Consider the following 18,593-nt stretch of genomic DNA (forward strand, 5'->3'; position numbering starts at 1 on the left):
CAGTCTAATAGGTGCGTTTGGCACGTGCCCAACCACCTATATAAATTGGAAGCATGATTGTCATCCCTGTAATTACCCTGGTTCTGGCTGTTTGCATAGCCGTTGTCGCTGGTTTGGCATGGTCGGCGAAGCTGCCGGGTAATAACTGGATTGGAATTCGTGCGCCCGAGGCTCGAAAGTCCCAGGAAAACTGGGATATTACGCACCGCGTTGCCGGGCCGCCGTGGGCTGTGTCCGCCGTCGCTTTCCTCGGCGCCGCCATGCTCGCCTTCCTCGCCATCCGCCCGGAGGCCTCTGGTTGGATGTGGCTGTGGTACGCCGTCGCTCTGCTCGCCGGTATCGCCATGCTCGGCGTTGGTGCGGCTATCGGCTCGCACACCATCGCGCTTTACGACGCCAAGGTCTCCGCCGAGTCCGGCTCCGGTTGTGGGTGCGGTGACGGTGACAGCGGCTGTGGCTCTGCCACCACTAATGCCGCTGACACTGCAGCTGATGATGCCTGCTGCTCCGACAACCCAGCAGCAGACTGCGGTGTCTCCGGTGGCTGCAGCTCCTGTGGCCTGGAAGGACTGTGCACGGACAAGGGCTCATCCGCGGATGCCACTTTCAAGCCTGTGGACAAGGATGCGCTGCGCAAGGCAGCTGAGCAGAAGAAGTAAAAAATTATTGCAGAGAAAAGCTTCTGCAAAATAGTAAGACAACTTCTGGTTGCCCACTAAACTATTTGTCCATGTGGCAACGAATTGTGAGTTGGCGTCCAGATCCCCTCATCGTCGGTATCGTTGCTGCAGCGATACTGGCGATTTTTTTTCCTGCAAGCGGCACTACCGCTGAGGTTTTCAGCTGGGCAACGAAGATCGCCATCGGCTTCTTGTTCTTCCTCTATGGTGCGCGTTTGAGCCCGCAGGATGCGTTGGCCGGTGTTAAGCATTGGCGGCTGCACATAACCATTCTGGCTTTCACATTCGTGCTGTTCCCAATCCTCGGCCTGCTGATGAAACCCCTGGATTGGATTCTCTCTCCTGGCCTCTACCTGGGCATTCTGTACATGACGCTGGCCCCGTCAACGGTGCAGTCGAGTGTGAACTTCACCTCCATCGCCAAGGGCAATGTCGCTGGCGCAATCGTCAGTGCCTCGGCTTCTAACCTGCTGGGCATCGTCGTCACACCGGTGCTCGTGATGCTGTTGATGGCCACTGGTGGCGGCGTTCATGTGGATTCGTCGGTGTTTTTGGATATTTCGCTGCAGTTGCTGCTGCCGTTCGCAATCGGCCAGCTCACTCGCCGTTGGACCCTGAAGTTTGCCGCCGCGAAGACGACTAAGAACGTTGACCGACTTTCCATCGGACTGGTTGTCTATGCCGCGTTCTCCGAGGGCATGGTGCAGGGCATTTGGTCGAAGGTGCCGGCCGGCGACATTGTCATCCTCTGTGTGCTCTCGGTAGTGCTGGTGGAATTCGTTTTGCGGCTGTCCGGTTTCATCGCAAAGAAGATGGGTTTCGACCGCAAGGACCGCATTGCCATTCAGTTCTGCGGTTCGAAGAAGTCCCTGGCCACTGGCCTGCCAATGGCCGCCGTTATCTTCGGTGCCGATGCCAGCCTCTACATTTTGCCGCTGATGATTTTCCACCAGATTCAGCTGATGATCTGTGCGGTCTACGCCGCTCGCTGGGGCAAGGAAGCAGAAGCTGAGCCGGAGCGACAACCCGCTTAACGCGGTCTAGGGCATGAACCCGAGGGGCGAATCCGGCTTGGCACATATACTGGGGCGCACAACATAAGGTTCGGTTTTAAACGAGCAAACGAAAGTGTGAGATTCAGTATGGCTAACGAGAATCCGGCTCCATTCTCCCCGGAACAGCGCGCCACAGAAGAGACCGCGATCAACGAGTTCTGGTCGTGGTGGAACTCTTTTGGCGCCGATGCGCTCGACTCTATGTTTAGTGTCCAACTCGGTATCGATGGTGCCCCGAACGCCGCCGATGTGGACATTATTGATGTCCAGAAGGAGGTCGGCGGCCGCATCGCCGCCATTAATGACCGGCTCATCTGGGGGTTTGAGGCTGGCGCTCCGTATTCTCGCCATCTTCTGACTGTGAGCGCTGCAGGTGACCCGGAGCTGCGCCCGGTCGCTCGCCGTTGGCTGGAGGCCGCGCCTGACGACGGCGCGGTGTGGTCTTTCACCGACCTCCGCCAGGCGGATCCGGCGATGAAGCTGTCGCTGGGGGATGTCGCAGCTACGTTGGTTGCACAGGGTGCTCTCGAGGCCGATGCTCCCGCCGAGGTCGATCCGGCAGATGCCCGCGTGGCTGTTAGCAGTGGTCATGGGGCAGTGGACGTTCGCCTATTCCACCCGCTGTTCCCGGCAATTGCTCAGTTGGAGGACGGTGAGCGCTTGGTAGCTCAGCTCGGTTTCACACTGCTGCAGCTGGCTCTGGGGGAGGAGGACTTCGGCCTGTGGCTGCGCGGTTTCGCCTTCGCTGGCGAGGAGCCGGAAGGTGCTATCCCGCTACCGGAGCTGGGCGGTGTCGTCGAGCAGCTCGCGGAAGAGTGCCCGGAGTGGCTCACCATTGATGCCGAAGCCAACGGCCAGCCGCTCGTCGTCGCTACTCGCGCTCCGATTACGCAGCTGGTGAGCCCGACTATGACGCAGCATGTACTGATTCAGCTCATGCTCGCTCACATTGACGACAAGGGCTTGCCGACGGACGAGTCGAAGGAATCCCTCTCCGAGTTCAATACCGCTGCCGCTGAAGCCATCGCTGAGGACAAGGGTATTTTTGTCGCAACTGAGCAGTCCGATGGCATGGCTCTAATGCACTTCTTTATTGACCCGGCATCTGATGCGGAGGCGGGTCTGCGAGCTGTTGCGGAGACGTGGACCGACGGAGAGCACGTCGTCGACACCGCTTACGATCCAGCTTGGCAGCGCGTCGGCCACCTGCGCGTGTAGATTGGTTTTTTGTTATGAACGCTCGTCATCGTCTTACTCCACGACCTTCCCGCGCGATTCGCCTGGGGCTTACCGGTATCATCGCTGTCACCAGCCTTCCGCTGGCAGCCGGGAACGTCGCTGCGGCTCCGCAGCCGAAACTGACTCCACAGGGCACTATTGATGCTCCGGGGCGCACCCAGATCAGCTTTACCCACACCCCGACCGGCGCTCACTACGGTACGGCCAACGAGAATGAAGCTCGTCCGGGGCTGTCGATTGTCAAGCTCTACATTGCCGACTACGTCTTCAAGCACGGCACCGAAGCGGACAAGGCGAAGGCCACACAGATGATTCGCTACTCCGATGACAACATTGCCAGTGAGCTCTACGGCCGTTACCCGGATTCCATCAACGCCACGGCGCGTGAATACGGTCTCAGCAACACCCACGGTGCGGGCCACTGGGGAAATTCCACTACGTCCAGCGCTGACACTGTGAAGTTCCTGGAGGCCAAGAAGCGCGAGAACCCTTCCGACCCGGTGCTGGTTGCTATGCGCACCGCGTCACCTGTGGCAGCGGATGGCTACCGTCAGGATTATGGGACTGCCACGCTGCCTGGTGTTATTGGCACAAAGTGGGGTTGGTCCGATGACCGCCAGAGCGTTCACGCCTCGGCGTCCATTGGTCCTGACTTCAGCGTCGCTGCTAACACCTACGGCACTAAGGAAGCTCACACCAGCGATGTTCAGAATGCGTTCGGTGGCACGGTGGGCACTCCACCACTGCCTGGTCTGCCCGACAGCCCGAGCCTGCCCAACATCCCAGGCGTCCCGAATCTGTCCGAGAGCCCGAATCTCGGCGAACTACTGAACCTGCCGGAATCCCCGCAGCTGCCGCAGATTCCGGGGCTGCCAAACTTCACAGGCCAGGTACCGGCGCGGTTCTAGCCACTGACCGCTAGCCGCTGGCACCGTCTCACACAGCGCTTACGCAGCGCACCTCACACAGCGGCACCTCACGCGACAAGGTTCACGAGGGCCATATACAGCGCCGTGCCTACAAATATCGAGATCACGGTGTTGCGCCGCCACCAGTGCAAAAAGATGGTGACGACCAGCGCCACAGGCACGGCCCAGGCAGCGCCGGGGTCGCCACCCTCACCGCTGAGCCCCAACCGTCCAAAGACGGTGTAAACCACCAGCGCCATCATGACTCCAACCGGCATGGTCGTCCCGAGGAATTCGAACAGGGGAGAGCCCTTCAGGGTCCGCACGAACGCAAACGGCAGTGCGCGCAACGCAACTGTCACTGCGCCCATCGCAAAGAGCGCGGCTAGCACATAGCCGGAATCGGGCATCGCGGTCATGCTCACTCTCTCTCCGTTACACGCTGATTGCTTGACGATGTCATGCGCATCACCCGATCCACTCGTGGTGACCACACGCGCAACAGCAGCATGCCGAAGTACATCAACAACCCGATGACCAGCATCTGGTTCGGGTTAATCAGCCACCCGACCAACGTGCAGACGATAGCGGCCAGGGGCAGTGACCAATCCTTGGAGGTCTCAAAGGCGTCCATGGCCAGCACCGTAAAGAGCGCCACCAGTGCGAACTCGGCACCGCGGATACCCTCGGGCAGTGCTGCGCCGGTTAGCGCCCCGACAACACCGGAGCCCACCCACAGCAACTGGCAGAGAATCTGAATCGTCAGCAGTCGGCGGCCCGACATCTTTTCAGCCGGATTTGCCGCAGAGACGATGGCATACGACTCGTCGGTAAGCGCGTATGTGGAATATGCGCGGCCGAGACGGGACCGGATCCTGTCGCGGGGGAACGTCAGCCCGTAGAAAACGTGGCGGAAGTTGACCATAAACGAGGTCACGGCACAGCCGAGCAGACCCGTATGCGCCATAACCAGACCGACAGCGAGGAATTCCATCGACCCCGCGTAGACCACGAAGGAGAAGATGGGTGCCCACCACCAGCTAAAGCCAGTCTGTGCGATGAGTAGGCCGAATGCGAGCCCCAGCGGAATGAGACCCATGCCCACGGGCAGTGTCTGCCGAATGCCGGCAGCTATGTCGCTGCGGTCGCTAGTTGCAGTGGCGTTTACCTCGGCGCTGTTTCCTTCGGCATTGATGTGCTCACTCATCTAGTTGTCACGTACATCTACGGGGTAGGTACCATACAGCGGCAGCGGCCAGGGCTGACGGCGCATGCAATCACCCCAGATGTCAGCGGCAGCAGGCGCGAGTACATCAGAGGGCAGGGCAGGGGCGACGTACCAATCACCGCGATCGAGCTCTTCTTCCAACTGCCCCGGATCCCAGCCCGCGTAACCGGCGAAGATACGCGCGCCATCGATGCGGTCGCGTACGTCCTCCGGCTCCGCACCGAGGTTGACCAGCGCAAACCTGTGGGCGATGCGTTCCATCAGCGGTGCACCGGTAATACTGTCGGTCTCCTCTGGGAGGGTAGCGCCATTTCGCACCACACCAATGCAGATTGGCTGCGTCTGGTTGACCGGACCCCCGACGTAGAGCACCGGCGGCTTAGCCATCAGTGACGCCCAGGGCTCGAGCACATTGTGCACAGGCGTCTGCGAACGCTGCGTGAGATCGACACCAAGGGTGCCGTGCTCATCGTGTTCAATGAGGAAAATCACCGAACGAGCGAATTCCGGCGAGAGCATGCCGGGGGCTGCGAGCAGCAGCATACCGGCGGCCGGATCGTTGCGCTCGAGGCTGGTAAAAAGCCGGTCGCCATAGAGATTTTCCGGATTAATCGATGCCATTAGCTCTCACTTTCGCTTTCAGCCTGCTCACCGGACTGCTCGTACCACCATTTCTTCAGCGCCAAGATAGCATCCTCACGCTCCAGCGGACCGGACTCCAATCGCAGCTCTTTCAGGTAATTCCAGGCCTGTCCGACTTCCTTGCCGGGCTTCAGGTCCAGAATTTCCATGATTTCGTTGCCATCCAGGTCGGGGCGGACGCGTGCGAGGTCCTCCTGCTCAGCGAGCTCCTTGATTCGCGCTTCCAGGCTGTCGCAGGCTCGTGCGAGGCGTGCTGCTTTACGACGGTTTCTCGTCGTACAGTCGGCCCGCACGATTTTGTTGAGTCGTTCCAACAAATCTCCGGCGTCGTTGACATAACGTCGCACCGCCGAGTCCGTCCACTTGCCTTCGCCGTAGCCGTGGAAGCGCATGTGCAAGTAGACCAGCTGGGAGATTTCATGGCTGATCTTCTTCGGAAACTTCAACTTGCGCAGACGGCGTCGCACCAGCTTCGCACCGACGACCTCATGCTGGTAGAAGGTGACATTGCCCTGCTCGTTGTAGGCGCGGGTAGCGGGCTTACCACAGTCGTGCAGCAGTGCCGCCCAGCGCAGCACGAGGTCCGGTTCACCGGGTTCTTCCTGGTCAATAGCTTGCCGCATGACCTGCAGAGAGTGTTGGTAGACATCCTTGTGCTGGCGGTGTTCATCCTGCGTCATGCGCATGTCGGAGATCTCCGGCAGCACGCGGTCGGCCAACCCCGATTCCACCATCAGGTTGATACCTCGGCTTGGGTCCGCACCCAGGATGAGCTTGTTCAGCTCGGTGGAGATGCGCTCAACCGTGATGCGGTCAATTTCGCTGGACATTTCTTTCAGCGCTTTGAGCACACGCGGTGCCACGTCAAACCCCAGCTGGGAGGCGAAGCGGCAGGCGCGCAGCATGCGCAGGGGATCATCGCCAAAGCTGATCTCCGGCGCCCCCGGGGTGTCCAACACACCCGCGACAAGATTCTCGAAACCTCCGAGCGGGTCGAGGAAGGTGCGAGTGCCGTCGCCATGCAGTTCAACGGCGATGGCGTTACAGCGGAAGTCACGGCGGATTAGATCACCCTCCAGCGTGTCGCCGAAAGTGACCTCCGGATTGCGACTGACCTGGTCGTACGTATCCGCACGGAACGTGGTAATCTCCACCTGACGGCCATGCCGTTCCGCGGACAGCGTGCCAAATTCAATGCCGGTATCCCAGACAATGTCCGCCCAGTCATCGAGAATCGCGCGCGTCACCTCCGGGCGTGCGTCGGTGGTGAAATCGAGATCCACGCCCAGTCGCCCTAAGAGAGCATCGCGCACAGAACCGCCCACAAGGTACAGACGGTGGCCAGCTGCACTAAACGCAGCTGCCAGCGAATCGAGAATCTCCGACTCCTTAGCAATCGCCTGATCCGCCACTGCCAGCATTGCCGTCCTACGCACCTGTGGGTCCGCATCAGCAGCCGCCGGAGTAGCGCCGTGAGGTGTAGTCCCCCCGGGCTGGTCACCATTTGTCGTTGAAGGAGTCGATTGTGTCACGACCGACACAATACCCGCTTATACCTATAAACCCGGTAGTCTAAGTGGAATGAACAACGTGGTACGCAATGACAACTCGGCGGCGAAGAGCCGTCGACGTCGTCGGCGACCGCGCAGAAGGGGTGGCGCTTCCGCGTCCACCAACACCAATAGCGCTACTACCAGCGGAAATTCCGCAAAACGTAGTGGCTCCGGCGCCAATGGCCCCCAAAAGGCCAAGCCAAACTCCGGTGGCGCCAAGAAATCTTCCAAATCACCGAAGTCGGCACGACCCTCGAAGCAGTCGAACAACCGCGGTGGCCGTAAGAACGGTCAGGATAGGAACAATCGCCGTCGTCACGCACAGACGAAGCGTACGAACAATCGCCGTGCGCACTCGTCGCGCGCGCAAAATGCAGCGCCGATGCAGACCTCGATTGAGACTTCGGCGGGCGGACTGGTCGTCTCGGGGCTTGCTGAGGCGGTCGGCGATGGCGGCAAAGTCAACCTGTCACGGATTTATGTCGCGCTGATTGGTCGGCACGATCGTCGCGGGCGCCTGCTGTGGTCGATGCCCAAGGGCCATGTCGAGCCCGGCGAAGCGTTCGATTCCACCGCCGAACGTGAGGTGTGGGAAGAAACGGGCATTCGCGGCGAGGTCATCGAGGAGCTCGGTGTGATTGACTACTGGTTTGTCTCCGATGGCACGCGGATTCACAAGACCGTGCACCATCACCTTCTGCGCTACGTCGATGGCGATTTGAACGACGAAGACCCCGAGGTCACTCAGGTCATGTGGGTCCCGGTAGACACCCTGGTGGAGCGGTTGGCCTACGCTGACGAACGCAAACTGGCCCGGCGCGCGCACAATCTGCTGCCCGATCTCGCCCGCGCGGAAAAGCGAGCAGGCCGGCAGACGCCGAGGTGATTGCGCATGTTCAGGTTGCAGTTGCCAAGGAATGTTGTTCGTAAAGTCACGGCCGCCACCGCAGCGCTCATACTGTGCTTGCCGACGGCCGTTGCGCCCCCAGCTTTTGCGCAAGATGAGCAGTTGTGGGGCAGTGGTACCAATCGAGTCGGTGAACAGGGACCCCTTCGGCTTTCGATAACCAGCTTCGCTCCGCATGTCGCGGCTCTACATTCGACACTGACCATCAAGGTGCAGGTGCACAACACCTCCAACGCGGATATCAGCAATGTTGCGCTGCGCCCACAGCGGGCCGGCGCACTAGCTTCCTCTGCAGATGCGCGGACGATTCTCGCTGAGCCTGAATCGGTGTTTGATGTGGCTGGGACCTTCAGTGCCCCCATCGAGCTGAAAGCGGGCGAGACGCGTGAGGTTACGCTAAGTGTTCCTATCTCCGCACCGGCCCCAGAAGGACTCGACATCACGGAAGCCGGCACGTTTCCGCTGCTCATCAACGCTAACGGGCAACCGGAAGATGACATCGACCGCCTGCTGGCGGAAACACGCGCACTGCTACCGGTGACGGATTCGCAAGCCGCAGAGGATGAGCCGGAACCGCCTGCCGGTGATGAGACCGACAACGATGAGACCGACAATTCCGATGCGGCCACCCGCCGTGAACCAGTGCCGTTTTCGCTGATTTGGCCCATCAGCCAGCCAGTGCCAGTGGTCGGCGGTGAGACCGGTGACGCACCCTCGTCGCCGAATCTCATCCTCACCGACAATTCTTTGGCCGAGTCTCTCGAACGCGGTGGCCGCCTCGACGGTTTGCTCACCTCGTTGGAAAAAGGCTTTGCCGGCCCCGATGGGGAGAGATTGCGGGAATCGACATGCATCGCCATCGACCCGGAGACCCTCGATGCAATCTCCCGGATGACCCGTGACTACTGGATTGGCACCAGCCGCCCAAGTCCTGTGGAGTCCTCTCCACGACTGCGGGATTCCTGGGGAAACGCGGATGACACCAATCTCACGCATATGCCCGCCAGCGACAATGCCGCCGACTGGCTTAATCGGCTGCACGATCTCACACAGGACACATGCACACTGTCACTGCCGTGGGGCGGCACCGATGCCAGCGCCGTAGCTCGCGTGGCGGATCAAGAGCTTTCCATGGAGGCACTCGCCGCTGGTCGGCAGACCATCGCCAAGCATTTGGACGTTCAGACACTGCCGGGTATCTATTTGCCCGCCGAGGGATACGTAACGTCGGAAAGCGCCCCGCTGTACTCGGCGGCGACAGCTCTGAACGGAACCACCCCGGAGCGCGCATTCGAAGACCGCGTAGATACCGGCGAGACGATGCCTCCCTCGCCCACTCCACGCGAAGCCGCGCAGGACACCACCGTATTAGTCGCGGACAACACCGCTATCACCGCCGGTCAGACACTACGGCCTGGCCACAGTGGCGTGCTTGCCGACGGTAGCCGCGCCTTCGCCCTCTCTGGGGCACTGACAGCCTCTCTGGCTGTAACAGGACGGTCTCCCCAGACTGTGGCGTATTCGAATCTGCTCGGACGCTACGATTTCCGAATCGACTCCGAGGCTGCACGGATGCAGACAGCGATTGGCACTCTGTTCCAATCACTGACTGATTCGGATGCCCCTCGCGCGGCTGTGGTGGCAGCACCACCGTCCGGTTGGGATCCACGCGCTAGCGACGCTGAAGATTTCATGGCCGCGGTTCGGAAAGCCGTGGACGCTAACCTGGCTGAGCTGACTCCGCTGATGGACTCCATCACCGCCGCAGCTCGTGACCTGGATGCGGGCTCGGTTACCCCAGTTGACGAGTTCGCCGATCCCGCGCCGGTGGGTGAAGCGCTCGTGGAGAAGGCTCGGATAGCCTCCCGCGAAATCACGGACCTGACCACAATCATGTCCAACGATCCCAACGTCGCGCTGACGCGGTATGAATTCACCCGCCCCCTGCGGCACGACTTACTGCGCTCGTTTACCACTCTCGGCCGGCGAAATCAGCTGCAGTCAACTGACGTGCAGCGGCGGAGCGAAGAACTCAGCGACCAGGCACTGGTTATGACTCGACGTCTGCGCAATTCAGTGACATTGGTAGCTCCCGGCGGTGTCTACACCCGCGCAACGCAGCTGTCGCCGATTGCGGTGCTGGCTCGCAATGGTCTGCCACTGCCGGTTCCCGCGTTCGTGCGCGTCGGCTCTGGAGATTCGGTGATGGAGGAGAAGTATGAGGCCGCCATCCCTGCCAAGGGATCGGTGACTGTTCAGTTCACTCCGAAGTCGGGTGATGATGCAGAATCCACTCCGGCAACCAATGCTCCAGAGGGAGACCGGCCACGGGATAGTGGAGACAATTCCCACAACCTGTTGTTGTGGCTCGAATCACCTGGCGGCACGCCTATTTCTCAATCAGTGAGTATTTCCGTGCAATCCGGCGCTTCCGTCGGGGTTTTGGCTATCGTGACCCTCGTCATCGTCACTGTTGGTGGGTTTTTTGCCGCAAAACGGTCACAGTACTTTCGGAAATAGACCCCCTTTTAAGCAACAATAGGACATGTGACTGACTCAGACGCGCATAAATCTGGACTTCGAGGCCGCATTCGTCGGCCCGCGCCACCGGCTCCGGTTCCGGCGGCGCGGCCAACGGCTGAATCTCAGCCGGCCGAAGCGGCCCCGGACCTAACTCGCGTATCCGGCCATAAGGCAAATGCCGATACCGCCGCTGACGCGATGACGGAATCGGCATCACCATCGCCGGCAAAGGCGGCAACTGCGACAGCAACAGCTTCCGGCGATTCCTCCGCGGGCTCGACGACGGACGCAAATCAGGGACAGTCGAACTCCGACATTGTCGCCTCCACGGGCTCGATGGCAATCGCTACCCTGATTTCACGCATTACGGGTTTTTTGCGAAACCTGCTCATCGGCGCGACGCTGGGTCCGGCTGTGGCTTCAGCCTTCAACGTCGCCAACACACTGCCGAACCTGATTACGGAAATCGTCCTCGGCGCGGTGCTGACTTCTCTGGTGGTGCCGGTGTTGGTGCGCGCGGAGAAGGAGGATCCAGATCACGGTGCCGCCTTCATTAGACGTCTCTTGACTGTCTCTATGACGCTGTTGGCAGTGGTGACGGTACTAGCAGTGATAGGTGCGCCACTATTGACCAGATTGAGCCTTAACGAGGCCGGTAAGGTCAACGTTCCGCTGGCGACGTCATTTGCGTTCCTATTATTGCCGCAAATCATCTTCTACGGCATATTTGCGCTGCTCATGGCGGTGCTAAACACCAAGGGAATCTTTAAACCCGGTGCGTGGGCACCTGTCGCCAACAACGTCGTGGCCATTGCCACGCTCTTGCTATATCTGTTCCTGCCCGGCCAATTGAGTCCGGATTCGGACGGTTCACTCTCCGATCCGCACATCCTGCTTTTGGGTCTTGGTACCACTCTGGGTGTCGTCATTCAGGCAGCCATCATGATTCCCTACCTCAAGCGCGCGGGCATTGATTTGCGTCCGCTGTGGGGTATCGACGACCGCATCAAACAGTTCACCGGCATGGGTGTCGCGATTATCACCTACGTGGCAATTTCCCAGGCTGGTTACTTCATCACCACCAATATTGCCTCGACTGCCTCCAAGGCAGCGCCGACGATTTACCAGCAGGCTTGGCTGCTGTTGCAGGTGCCCTACGGCATCATCGGCGTTACCTTGCTGACCGCCATCATGCCGCGACTGTCCCGCAATGCAGCCGACGGCAATGATGGGGCAGTGGTCCGCGATCTATCCATCGGTACGCGTCTGACCATGATTGCGCTGGTGCCGATCGTCGCCTTCTTCACCGCCTTTGGCCGCCCCATCGCTGTCGGTCTTTTCGCGTATCTGGAGTTCCCCCGCGAAACCGCGGAGATTCTTGGCTGGACGCTGTCCTTCTCGGCGTTCTCGCTTATTCCATATGCCATCGTGCTTTTGCACTTGCGTGTTTTCTACGCCCGTGAAGAGGCCTGGACCCCGACTTTCATCATCCTCGGCATTACCACTGTCAAGGTGATTCTGTCGTTCTTCGCTCCTCGTCTGGCTTCTGACGATGAGACCGTCGTCGTGTTGCTCGGTGCCGCCAACGGTTTCGGTTTCGTAGCCGGCGCAGTAATTGGCTTCTTGCTCTTGCGCCGCACTCTCGGACACTTGGACAGTAAGGCGACCGTCCACACCGTGCTGTGGGCACTGGGGGCGTCGCTTGTCGGTGTCGCCGTTGCTTGGGGTGCATTCGCATTGACCGACCTTGTGCTGTTCGATTTCTTCGGTTCCTTCGGCGTGCTGCTGCAGACCATCGTCACCGGCGTGGTCTTCCTCATCGGTACCGGCCTGGTGCTCGCTCAGGCTCCATTGGAAGAGGTCCGCGTTCTGGGCGGCTTCCTCGGCCGCATCCCGGGTCTACGCCGCTTTGCTCCGCAGCCTCATGCAGCCGACAATGCCGTCGCCGACCGTGAGGATATGGAGCGCGAACGTGGCTTCGCCGCTGATGCTTTCTCGATTGCCCCGTCGAACCTGATTGGCGAGGCCACGGGTCTGGCAAACGAGGGCTTCACCGCTTCGCCGCTGCTGCCGCCGATGCCGACGCAGGGTTCTCGCCCAACGCGCTATGTACCCGGCGAAATGGTCTCAGGTGGTCGTTTCCGTCTGCGTTCTGAAGTCGCGACCTACCCAGGTCTGCGCCTGTGGCGCGCCATGGATATGGGAGATCCCGATAACGCAGATGTCGCACTTGTCTTCGTCGACACGATTGCACTGCCGTACTACGACACTTCGCCATCGGCTGCCGCCCAGAAGATTGCCACGACCACCAATGAGCTGCGTGACCTGGCCGGCACCGGGATGTCCCGCATTCATAGCGTGGCGAAGACGCGCACCGAGGTGCTCATCGTCGCCGACTGGACCAGCAGTATCGGTATTGAGCGGTTCGATCAGGCCGCCCATCCGGATGCCCTGGCACTCGCAGTTGCATCACTTGCCGAGACGATCGCCGACGCCCACGAATCTGGACGCTGCCTTGGCCTGACAAACAAGCCTGGACAATTGCGCATCAGCAGCGACGGCCACATCTACGACGCTTTCCCCGTCGTTTTGCCCAATAGCTCGCAACGTTCGGACTACAGCGCGTTGCTTTCAGTCATCGACGAGCTGTTCTACAGCGTGACGAACATCCCCTCCGATATTTCTGCTGCCATCGACCGCGCGAAGCAAACACGTCCGGAGAACTTCAATGGGCAGGAGTCGCCAGCTCGCACGCTCGCCGAGGACTTTCGCGCCGCAGCGCTGGGCCCCGATTCTTCGGAGTTTCTCGCAATCGACCCCGACACCGGTGCGCGCGAATCCGTCGATGTCGGCGGTGCAGCCCAATCAAACGCTCATCACACCAAGAATCGCACCCGCGCATTCAGCACCGGCGCAGTCGTTGTCGGCGTAGTCATTGTCGGTGCACTTGTCGCCGCGGGCATCTTTGGTCTGGTTAACCGTTCCTCGGACGCACCGATTAACTCCGAGTCCGTACGACGCGGCCCGGCTCCGGTCACGACGCTCTCGCTTGCCGACGCTAGCGAGTGGCAAGCCGACACCGACAACCCGGCAGCAGGTCCAGACAATCCGGACATGGCTGAGCGGACCATCGATAATGACGAGGAAAGCTTCTGGGTAACTTCTACTTACCTCAGCCAGTTCGGCAATCGTCCAGAGGACTTTAAACCTGGTGTTGGTATTCGGGTCACTCTGGATGAACCGGCAACCATTCGAGAGCTTAAGGTCTCTGCGACCCCGGGCGCACACATTGAAGTTCGCGGCCTACGCGATGCTGACTCGACGAACTTGGATGACACAACAGTTCTCGGTAGCGCAACCGCCACCTCAGGTACGACGACCATCGAAATCGATAGCCGGGACACTGAGTGGAAGAACCTTGTTGTCTGGATCTCCGGCTTGCCGACGGCTGCGGAGGCGGTAGCCGACAGCAACTCAGACACTGATGCTGATACGAATGCTGATGCTGAGTCGCAGAATTCCGATTCGGACAACCCACTTGTCGGCGACCGCAATCTGGCTGAGCAATCCCCGGATTCGTTGCTGCCAGTTGCAATTGGCGATATCCAGGTGCGTGGTACGGAATAACGCTCTGATCTTGCCTTAGGCGGCAACAGTTTAAGTCGTCCCAAGTTATCCACAGCTACTGGGACATTTTGAAATTCATCCACAGCCCGCGGTCTCCACGGCAGTTTTGCCAAGCGGAGAGCGCGGGTTTCGTGTTTGCATAGGAGCCATGAACTTTGGGGGAAGAAATCGAATTGGGGACAGTCACCGTAAGGCCCATGCGGGTCGGCGACTGGGGGACTATGGCGTCGTCGGTATGCGAAAGCATGCATCTGCGGACGAGGTTGATCGTGAGTTATTAAAGGCGCACCTGGCGGGGGATCGTCGCGCGTTCGCGGTGTTGGCACAGCGTTATTACCCGCAGTTGGTAGCTATAGCGCGGCGATATCGTCGGGATGATTTCGATCCCTTGGATGGGGTACAGGAGGGGTTGGCGCGGGCAATTGCGGGGGCGGCGAGTTTTCGCGGGCGTTCTACGGTGGCGACGTGGCTGACGTGCATCGTGAAGAATGCGTGTATTGACCACATCCGCGGTCGTTTCGGGGAGATCTCTCTGTGCGATAAGGACGAAGATTTTGAGACGCTTCTGAGTTCACAGCCAATTCCCTGCCCGGATGTTCCGCTACGAGTGACTATGGTCGCCGCATTGGAGCAGTTACCAACGGATCAGCGGGATGCTCTGTTGTACTTGGACATCTTTGGGTATTCGCTGCAGGAGACCTCTCGCAGTATTGGGCAGCCGAGCGGAACGTTGAAGTCTCGACGAGCGCGGGCGCGTCGTGCGCTTCGGCGACAGTTGGAAGAAGTGCAGGTGGCCTAACAACTGCGGAGCAAGGGAGAAGCAGGGGAGGGGAATAGAGATGGCTAACCTCACGTTGGTTGAGGTAGCTGGTTCCGGTAGTTTCTTTCCCGGAGCTGAAAAATTTGCTTGCTACTGAGCATCACTGTGCGCCATGTGATGTGAGAGATAAAAATTATAGGAGTCTTCATGAGCGATATCGTTCACGACCTAATCATTGTCGGTTCCGGTCCCGCCGGTTATACGGCTGCCACTTACGCAGCTCGCGCCGACCTGAAGCCTGTGGTGTTCGAGGGCATCGAGTTTGGCGGTCTGCTTATGACGACTACCGACGTGGAGAACTACCCAGGTTTCGCCGAGGGCATCATGGGGCCAGAGCTAATGGATCAGATGCGCGCACAGGCTGAGCGCTTCGGCGCTGACCTGCGCATGGAGATTGTCGATCGCATGGATCTCACCGGCGACATCAAGTCTGTTTGGGTTGGCGAAGAAGAGCACAAGGCTCACGCTGTCATCTTGGCAACCGGTGCCGCTCCGCGTTATGTCGGCGCTCCGGGCGAGCAGGCACTGCTGGGCCACGGTGTCAGCGCCTGTGCCACTTGTGATGGTTTCTTCTTCCGCGACCACGATATCGCCGTCATCGGCGGCGGTGACTCCGCGATGGAAGAGGCAACCTTCCTTACCAAGTTCGCCCGCTCGGTGACGATTGTCCATCGCCGCGACGAGTTCCGCGCGTCAAAGATTATGGTTGAGCGCGCCCAGAACAATGACAAGATTCGCTTTGCGACGAACAAGGTTGTGTCCCAGGTTCTTGGTGAGGACAAGGGTTCAGTTACCGGTCTCGAGCTGGAAGACACCGTCACTGGCGAGAAATCCGTCCTCGATGTGACTGCCATGTTCGTAGCAATTGGCCACGAGCCACGTTCGCAGATGGTTCGCAATCAGCTGGACTGCGACGAGAATGGCTACATTCAGGTAGCCGCTCCGAGCACCCAGACCTCCCTCAAGGGCGTCTTTGCAGCGGGCGATGTTGTTGACTCGCATTACCAGCAGGCAATTACCGCCGCCGGCTCTGGCTGCAAGGCCGCGCTGGATGCTGAGCACTACTTGGAAACTGTTGCTCGGTAGCTGACAGCAGGGCAGTCTCGCTAGCTGGATAAACAGCTAATAGTTGGGGCAGTGCAATTGTTGGACAAGGCCAACGATTGCAGAAATCCAACTATTGGGAGTATCCGATAGTCTGTCAGCCCAATTGTTGCTAGACGTTGCTCAATGAGGGCGCAGCAGGACGTGTTATAGCCCGATCCGCCCCGCACCCCTCGAGCGCTCGCAGCGTTCCCAAGAACACCATTAATTAACAATTTAGTGCTTCACTCGCGCCACCGGAAGCCCCAATTTTTGACGCCTTTAGCGCCAAATCCGTACGCGAGACTGAAGAAACTGGGTTGAAAAATTAGAATCAAGAGCACGAATCAAAACCACTAAGAACTCAAACGAGCTCATTCTAAGGAGAAGAATTTCATGGCTCCGGTAACTGTCACCGCCAACACCTTTAAGTCCGATGTCCTCGAATCCGATAAGCCGGTACTTGTAGATTTCTGGGCAGAGTGGTGTGGCCCGTGTAAGAAGATTGCTCCCGTTCTCGACGAGGTTGCGACCGAGCTCGATGGCAAGGCCGTCATCGCCAAGGTCAACGTCGATGAGGAGCGTGCACTGGCTGGCATGTTCCAGATTATGTCCATCCCAAGCCTGCTCCTATTCAAGGACGGCAAGAAGGTCGAAGAGATTCGCGGAGTCCGCCCGAAGGGCGAAATCACGGCGCTCATCGAGAAGCACCTTTAAAAAAACCAGGGGTTGCTCCTTATCCGATACGAGGTCGCGATTGCTCACCCGTCACTTCACTTCTTCCGCCTTCGTTGGACACGCCCCATTAAGATGTGACTGAAGTTATGGTTGTGATTTAGAGTTAGTTCTGGGGTTTTGCCGTCGAGCTTGCCGACGCACCCTCGTAACAATCAATTCGCGCCTGCGACCTGGTAATCTTGCTGGAAATGGCGGTTTACGTCTTCCTTAATACCGTGAAGGAACCAGGTTGCCGCCAACTTAAGAGGTATTGCTGACCATATCCTCTGAGAGTGCGCGGAGTTTCTTAACTGAAGTTTCGTTTAGCTCACTGGCCAGTAATACTGATTAAGTGTTGTGAGGACCCACAACGGCCTGAACATAATTGTGGAGTTCGGAAGGGAGTTTTCGTGCCAGAGTTTCTGAAGGTGGGCGATAGGTCACCTCGTGTTGCCGAGGTACGTTCTACCCTGGCTCGTCTTGGGCTTCTGCCCAACTGGGAGGGCTCAGCTGCAGAAGAGAACTCGCCTCAGTGGTCTGGTGACGACGACCTCTTTGATGAGGATATGCGCAACGCTCTCCTGGCGTTCCAACAGTCCCGCGGTGTCTATGCCGACGGCATCATCCGCGACAGCACCCTGCGCCTACTGCGAGAAGCTTCGTACACTCTGGGCACTCGCGTACTGTCCTACGATCCGCTATCACAAATGACCGGTGAGGACGTGGGCGTCCTCCAAGCTACCTTGCAGGAGCTCGGTTTCCACGATGCCCGAGTAGACGGCCACTTCGGCCCGAAGACCGATGCCTCTGTGCGTGAATACCAGCTCAATTACGGGCTGGAGCCCGACGGTATCTGTGGCCCCGTTACTCTCCGAGCGCTCAGCTACTTAGGTAGGAGGGTTACTGGTGGCTCGGTAAACGCTTTCCACGAGAAGGAAATCCTGCGCACGATGGGGCCAAAGCTCTCAGGCAAGCGCATTGTCATTGATCCAGGCCTTGGGGCAGGGGAGCCCGGCATCGTGGTCGACGGCCCCTACGGTCAGATTTCTGAAGAGGAAATTCTTTGGGATTTGGCCTCTCGCATCGAAGGTCGCCTTGTCGCGGCGGGTGCAGAGACTATTCTGTCTCGTCCTCGTACCGACAACCCATCTATCGAAGATCGAGCTGAGATGGCCAACGCATTTGGCGCTGACATCTTCATCTCCCTGCAGGCTGACCACTATCACAACAACCGCGCCAGCGGTATTGCGACCTTTTACTTCGGCTCGATGAAGGGCTCCAACTCCATTCTGGGCGAACAGCTCTCTGGCCTTATTCAGCGGGAAATTGTTGCCCGTACGAGCCTGGTGGACTGCCGCTCGCACGCCCGTACTTGGGATCTCCTCCGTCTGACCAGGATGCCCACGGTGGAAGTCGCCGTTGGTTACCTGACCAATGAGGATGACGTGGCAATTCTTTCTTCCCCAGATCAGCGGGACGTAATTGCCGAATCTATCGTTGTCGCTGTAAAGCGTCTGTACCTGGGCGATGAAGAGCAGCAACCAATGACCGGCGCTTACAGCTTTGCTCAGCTGATTGAAGAGGAAAAAGCCTAAACACGGCCGGCCTATG

The 18,593-nt window shown here is 59.2% G+C and carries 15 protein-coding genes; 11 read left to right on the plus strand and 4 right to left on the minus strand.

All coding sequences use genetic code 11. The features are described 5' to 3' along the window. Positions 1-53: 53 nt before the first annotated feature. The 4 genes from HMPREF2847_RS03440 (at position 54) to HMPREF2847_RS03455 (ending at position 3,882) form a co-directional block, all read left to right on the plus strand. Positions 54-659, plus strand: coding sequence for an SdpI family protein (locus HMPREF2847_RS03440; RefSeq protein ID WP_070851541.1), 606 nt, complete (start codon positions 54-56; stop codon positions 657-659). A 71-nt stretch (positions 660-730) separates the two neighbouring features. Then, on the plus strand, positions 731-1,714 hold the full coding sequence (locus HMPREF2847_RS03445; protein WP_070851542.1) for a bile acid:sodium symporter family protein: 984 nt from the start codon (positions 731-733) through the stop codon (positions 1,712-1,714). Positions 1,715-1,822: 108 nt separating this feature from the next. Then, complete coding sequence (locus HMPREF2847_RS03450) at positions 1,823-2,953, plus strand: DUF695 domain-containing protein (RefSeq protein ID WP_070851543.1); 1,131 nt, start codon at positions 1,823-1,825, stop codon at positions 2,951-2,953. A 14-nt stretch (positions 2,954-2,967) separates the two neighbouring features. Then, complete coding sequence (locus HMPREF2847_RS03455) at positions 2,968-3,882, plus strand: hypothetical protein (protein ID WP_246821920.1); 915 nt, start codon at positions 2,968-2,970, stop codon at positions 3,880-3,882. A 68-nt stretch (positions 3,883-3,950) separates the two neighbouring features. Here HMPREF2847_RS03455 and HMPREF2847_RS03460 read toward each other — a convergent pair whose 3' ends face one another. Genes HMPREF2847_RS03460 through HMPREF2847_RS03475 form a run of 4 tightly spaced genes read right to left on the minus strand, consistent with a single transcriptional unit; the run spans position 3,951 to position 7,173 of the window. Continuing rightward, positions 3,951-4,301 carry a branched-chain amino acid transporter permease gene (locus tag HMPREF2847_RS03460; RefSeq protein WP_038627068.1) on the minus strand — a complete coding sequence of 117 codons (351 nt, stop codon included), beginning with the start codon at positions 4,299-4,301 and terminating at the stop codon, positions 3,951-3,953. Between the two features lie 2 nt (positions 4,302-4,303). Beyond that, the gene (locus tag HMPREF2847_RS03465; protein ID WP_141765046.1) at positions 4,304-5,089 is read right to left on the minus strand and encodes an AzlC family ABC transporter permease; all 786 of its coding nucleotides are present in this window, start codon (positions 5,087-5,089) and stop codon (positions 4,304-4,306) included. After that, positions 5,090-5,731: a YqgE/AlgH family protein gene (locus HMPREF2847_RS03470; protein ID WP_070851544.1), complete on the minus strand. Its 642-nt coding sequence runs from the start codon at positions 5,729-5,731 to the stop codon at positions 5,090-5,092. Further along, positions 5,731-7,173 (minus strand): CCA tRNA nucleotidyltransferase, encoded by a 1,443-nt coding sequence (locus tag HMPREF2847_RS03475; RefSeq protein ID WP_070851545.1) that lies wholly within the window; start codon positions 7,171-7,173, stop codon positions 5,731-5,733. Before HMPREF2847_RS03475 ends, HMPREF2847_RS03470 begins: the two co-directional genes overlap by 1 nt. Positions 7,174-7,333: 160 nt before the next feature. Between HMPREF2847_RS03475 and HMPREF2847_RS03480 the strand changes: the two genes are divergently transcribed. The 7 genes from HMPREF2847_RS03480 (at position 7,334) to HMPREF2847_RS03510 (ending at position 18,577) form a co-directional block, all read left to right on the plus strand. After that, a complete protein-coding gene (locus HMPREF2847_RS03480; protein WP_187401106.1) occupies positions 7,334-8,191 on the plus strand; it encodes an NUDIX hydrolase in 858 nt (285 codons plus the stop codon). Positions 8,192-8,197: 6 nt separating this feature from the next. Then, positions 8,198-10,732 carry a hypothetical protein gene (locus HMPREF2847_RS03485; RefSeq protein ID WP_070851546.1) on the plus strand — a complete coding sequence of 845 codons (2,535 nt, stop codon included), beginning with the start codon at positions 8,198-8,200 and terminating at the stop codon, positions 10,730-10,732. Between the two features lie 27 nt (positions 10,733-10,759). Beyond that, positions 10,760-14,362, plus strand: a complete 3,603-nt coding sequence (locus HMPREF2847_RS03490) for a murein biosynthesis integral membrane protein MurJ (RefSeq protein WP_070851547.1) — start codon at positions 10,760-10,762, stop codon at positions 14,360-14,362. A gap of 235 nt (positions 14,363-14,597) precedes the next feature. Continuing rightward, a complete protein-coding gene (locus HMPREF2847_RS03495; protein ID WP_246821921.1) occupies positions 14,598-15,161 on the plus strand; it encodes a sigma-70 family RNA polymerase sigma factor in 564 nt (187 codons plus the stop codon). A gap of 168 nt (positions 15,162-15,329) precedes the next feature. Continuing rightward, complete coding sequence (gene trxB, locus HMPREF2847_RS03500) at positions 15,330-16,268, plus strand: thioredoxin-disulfide reductase (protein ID WP_070851549.1); 939 nt, start codon at positions 15,330-15,332, stop codon at positions 16,266-16,268. Between the two features lie 393 nt (positions 16,269-16,661). Next, a complete protein-coding gene (trxA, locus tag HMPREF2847_RS03505) occupies positions 16,662-16,982 on the plus strand; it encodes a thioredoxin (protein ID WP_070628759.1) in 321 nt (106 codons plus the stop codon). A gap of 410 nt (positions 16,983-17,392) precedes the next feature. Next, positions 17,393-18,577: an N-acetylmuramoyl-L-alanine amidase gene (locus tag HMPREF2847_RS03510; protein WP_005511642.1), complete on the plus strand. Its 1,185-nt coding sequence runs from the start codon at positions 17,393-17,395 to the stop codon at positions 18,575-18,577. The last annotated feature ends 16 nt before the right edge of the window (positions 18,578-18,593 follow it).

Source organism: Corynebacterium sp. HMSC074C03 (assembly GCF_001838285.1).
In the GTDB taxonomy this organism is placed as follows: Bacteria; Actinomycetota; Actinomycetes; order Mycobacteriales; family Mycobacteriaceae; genus Corynebacterium; species Corynebacterium amycolatum.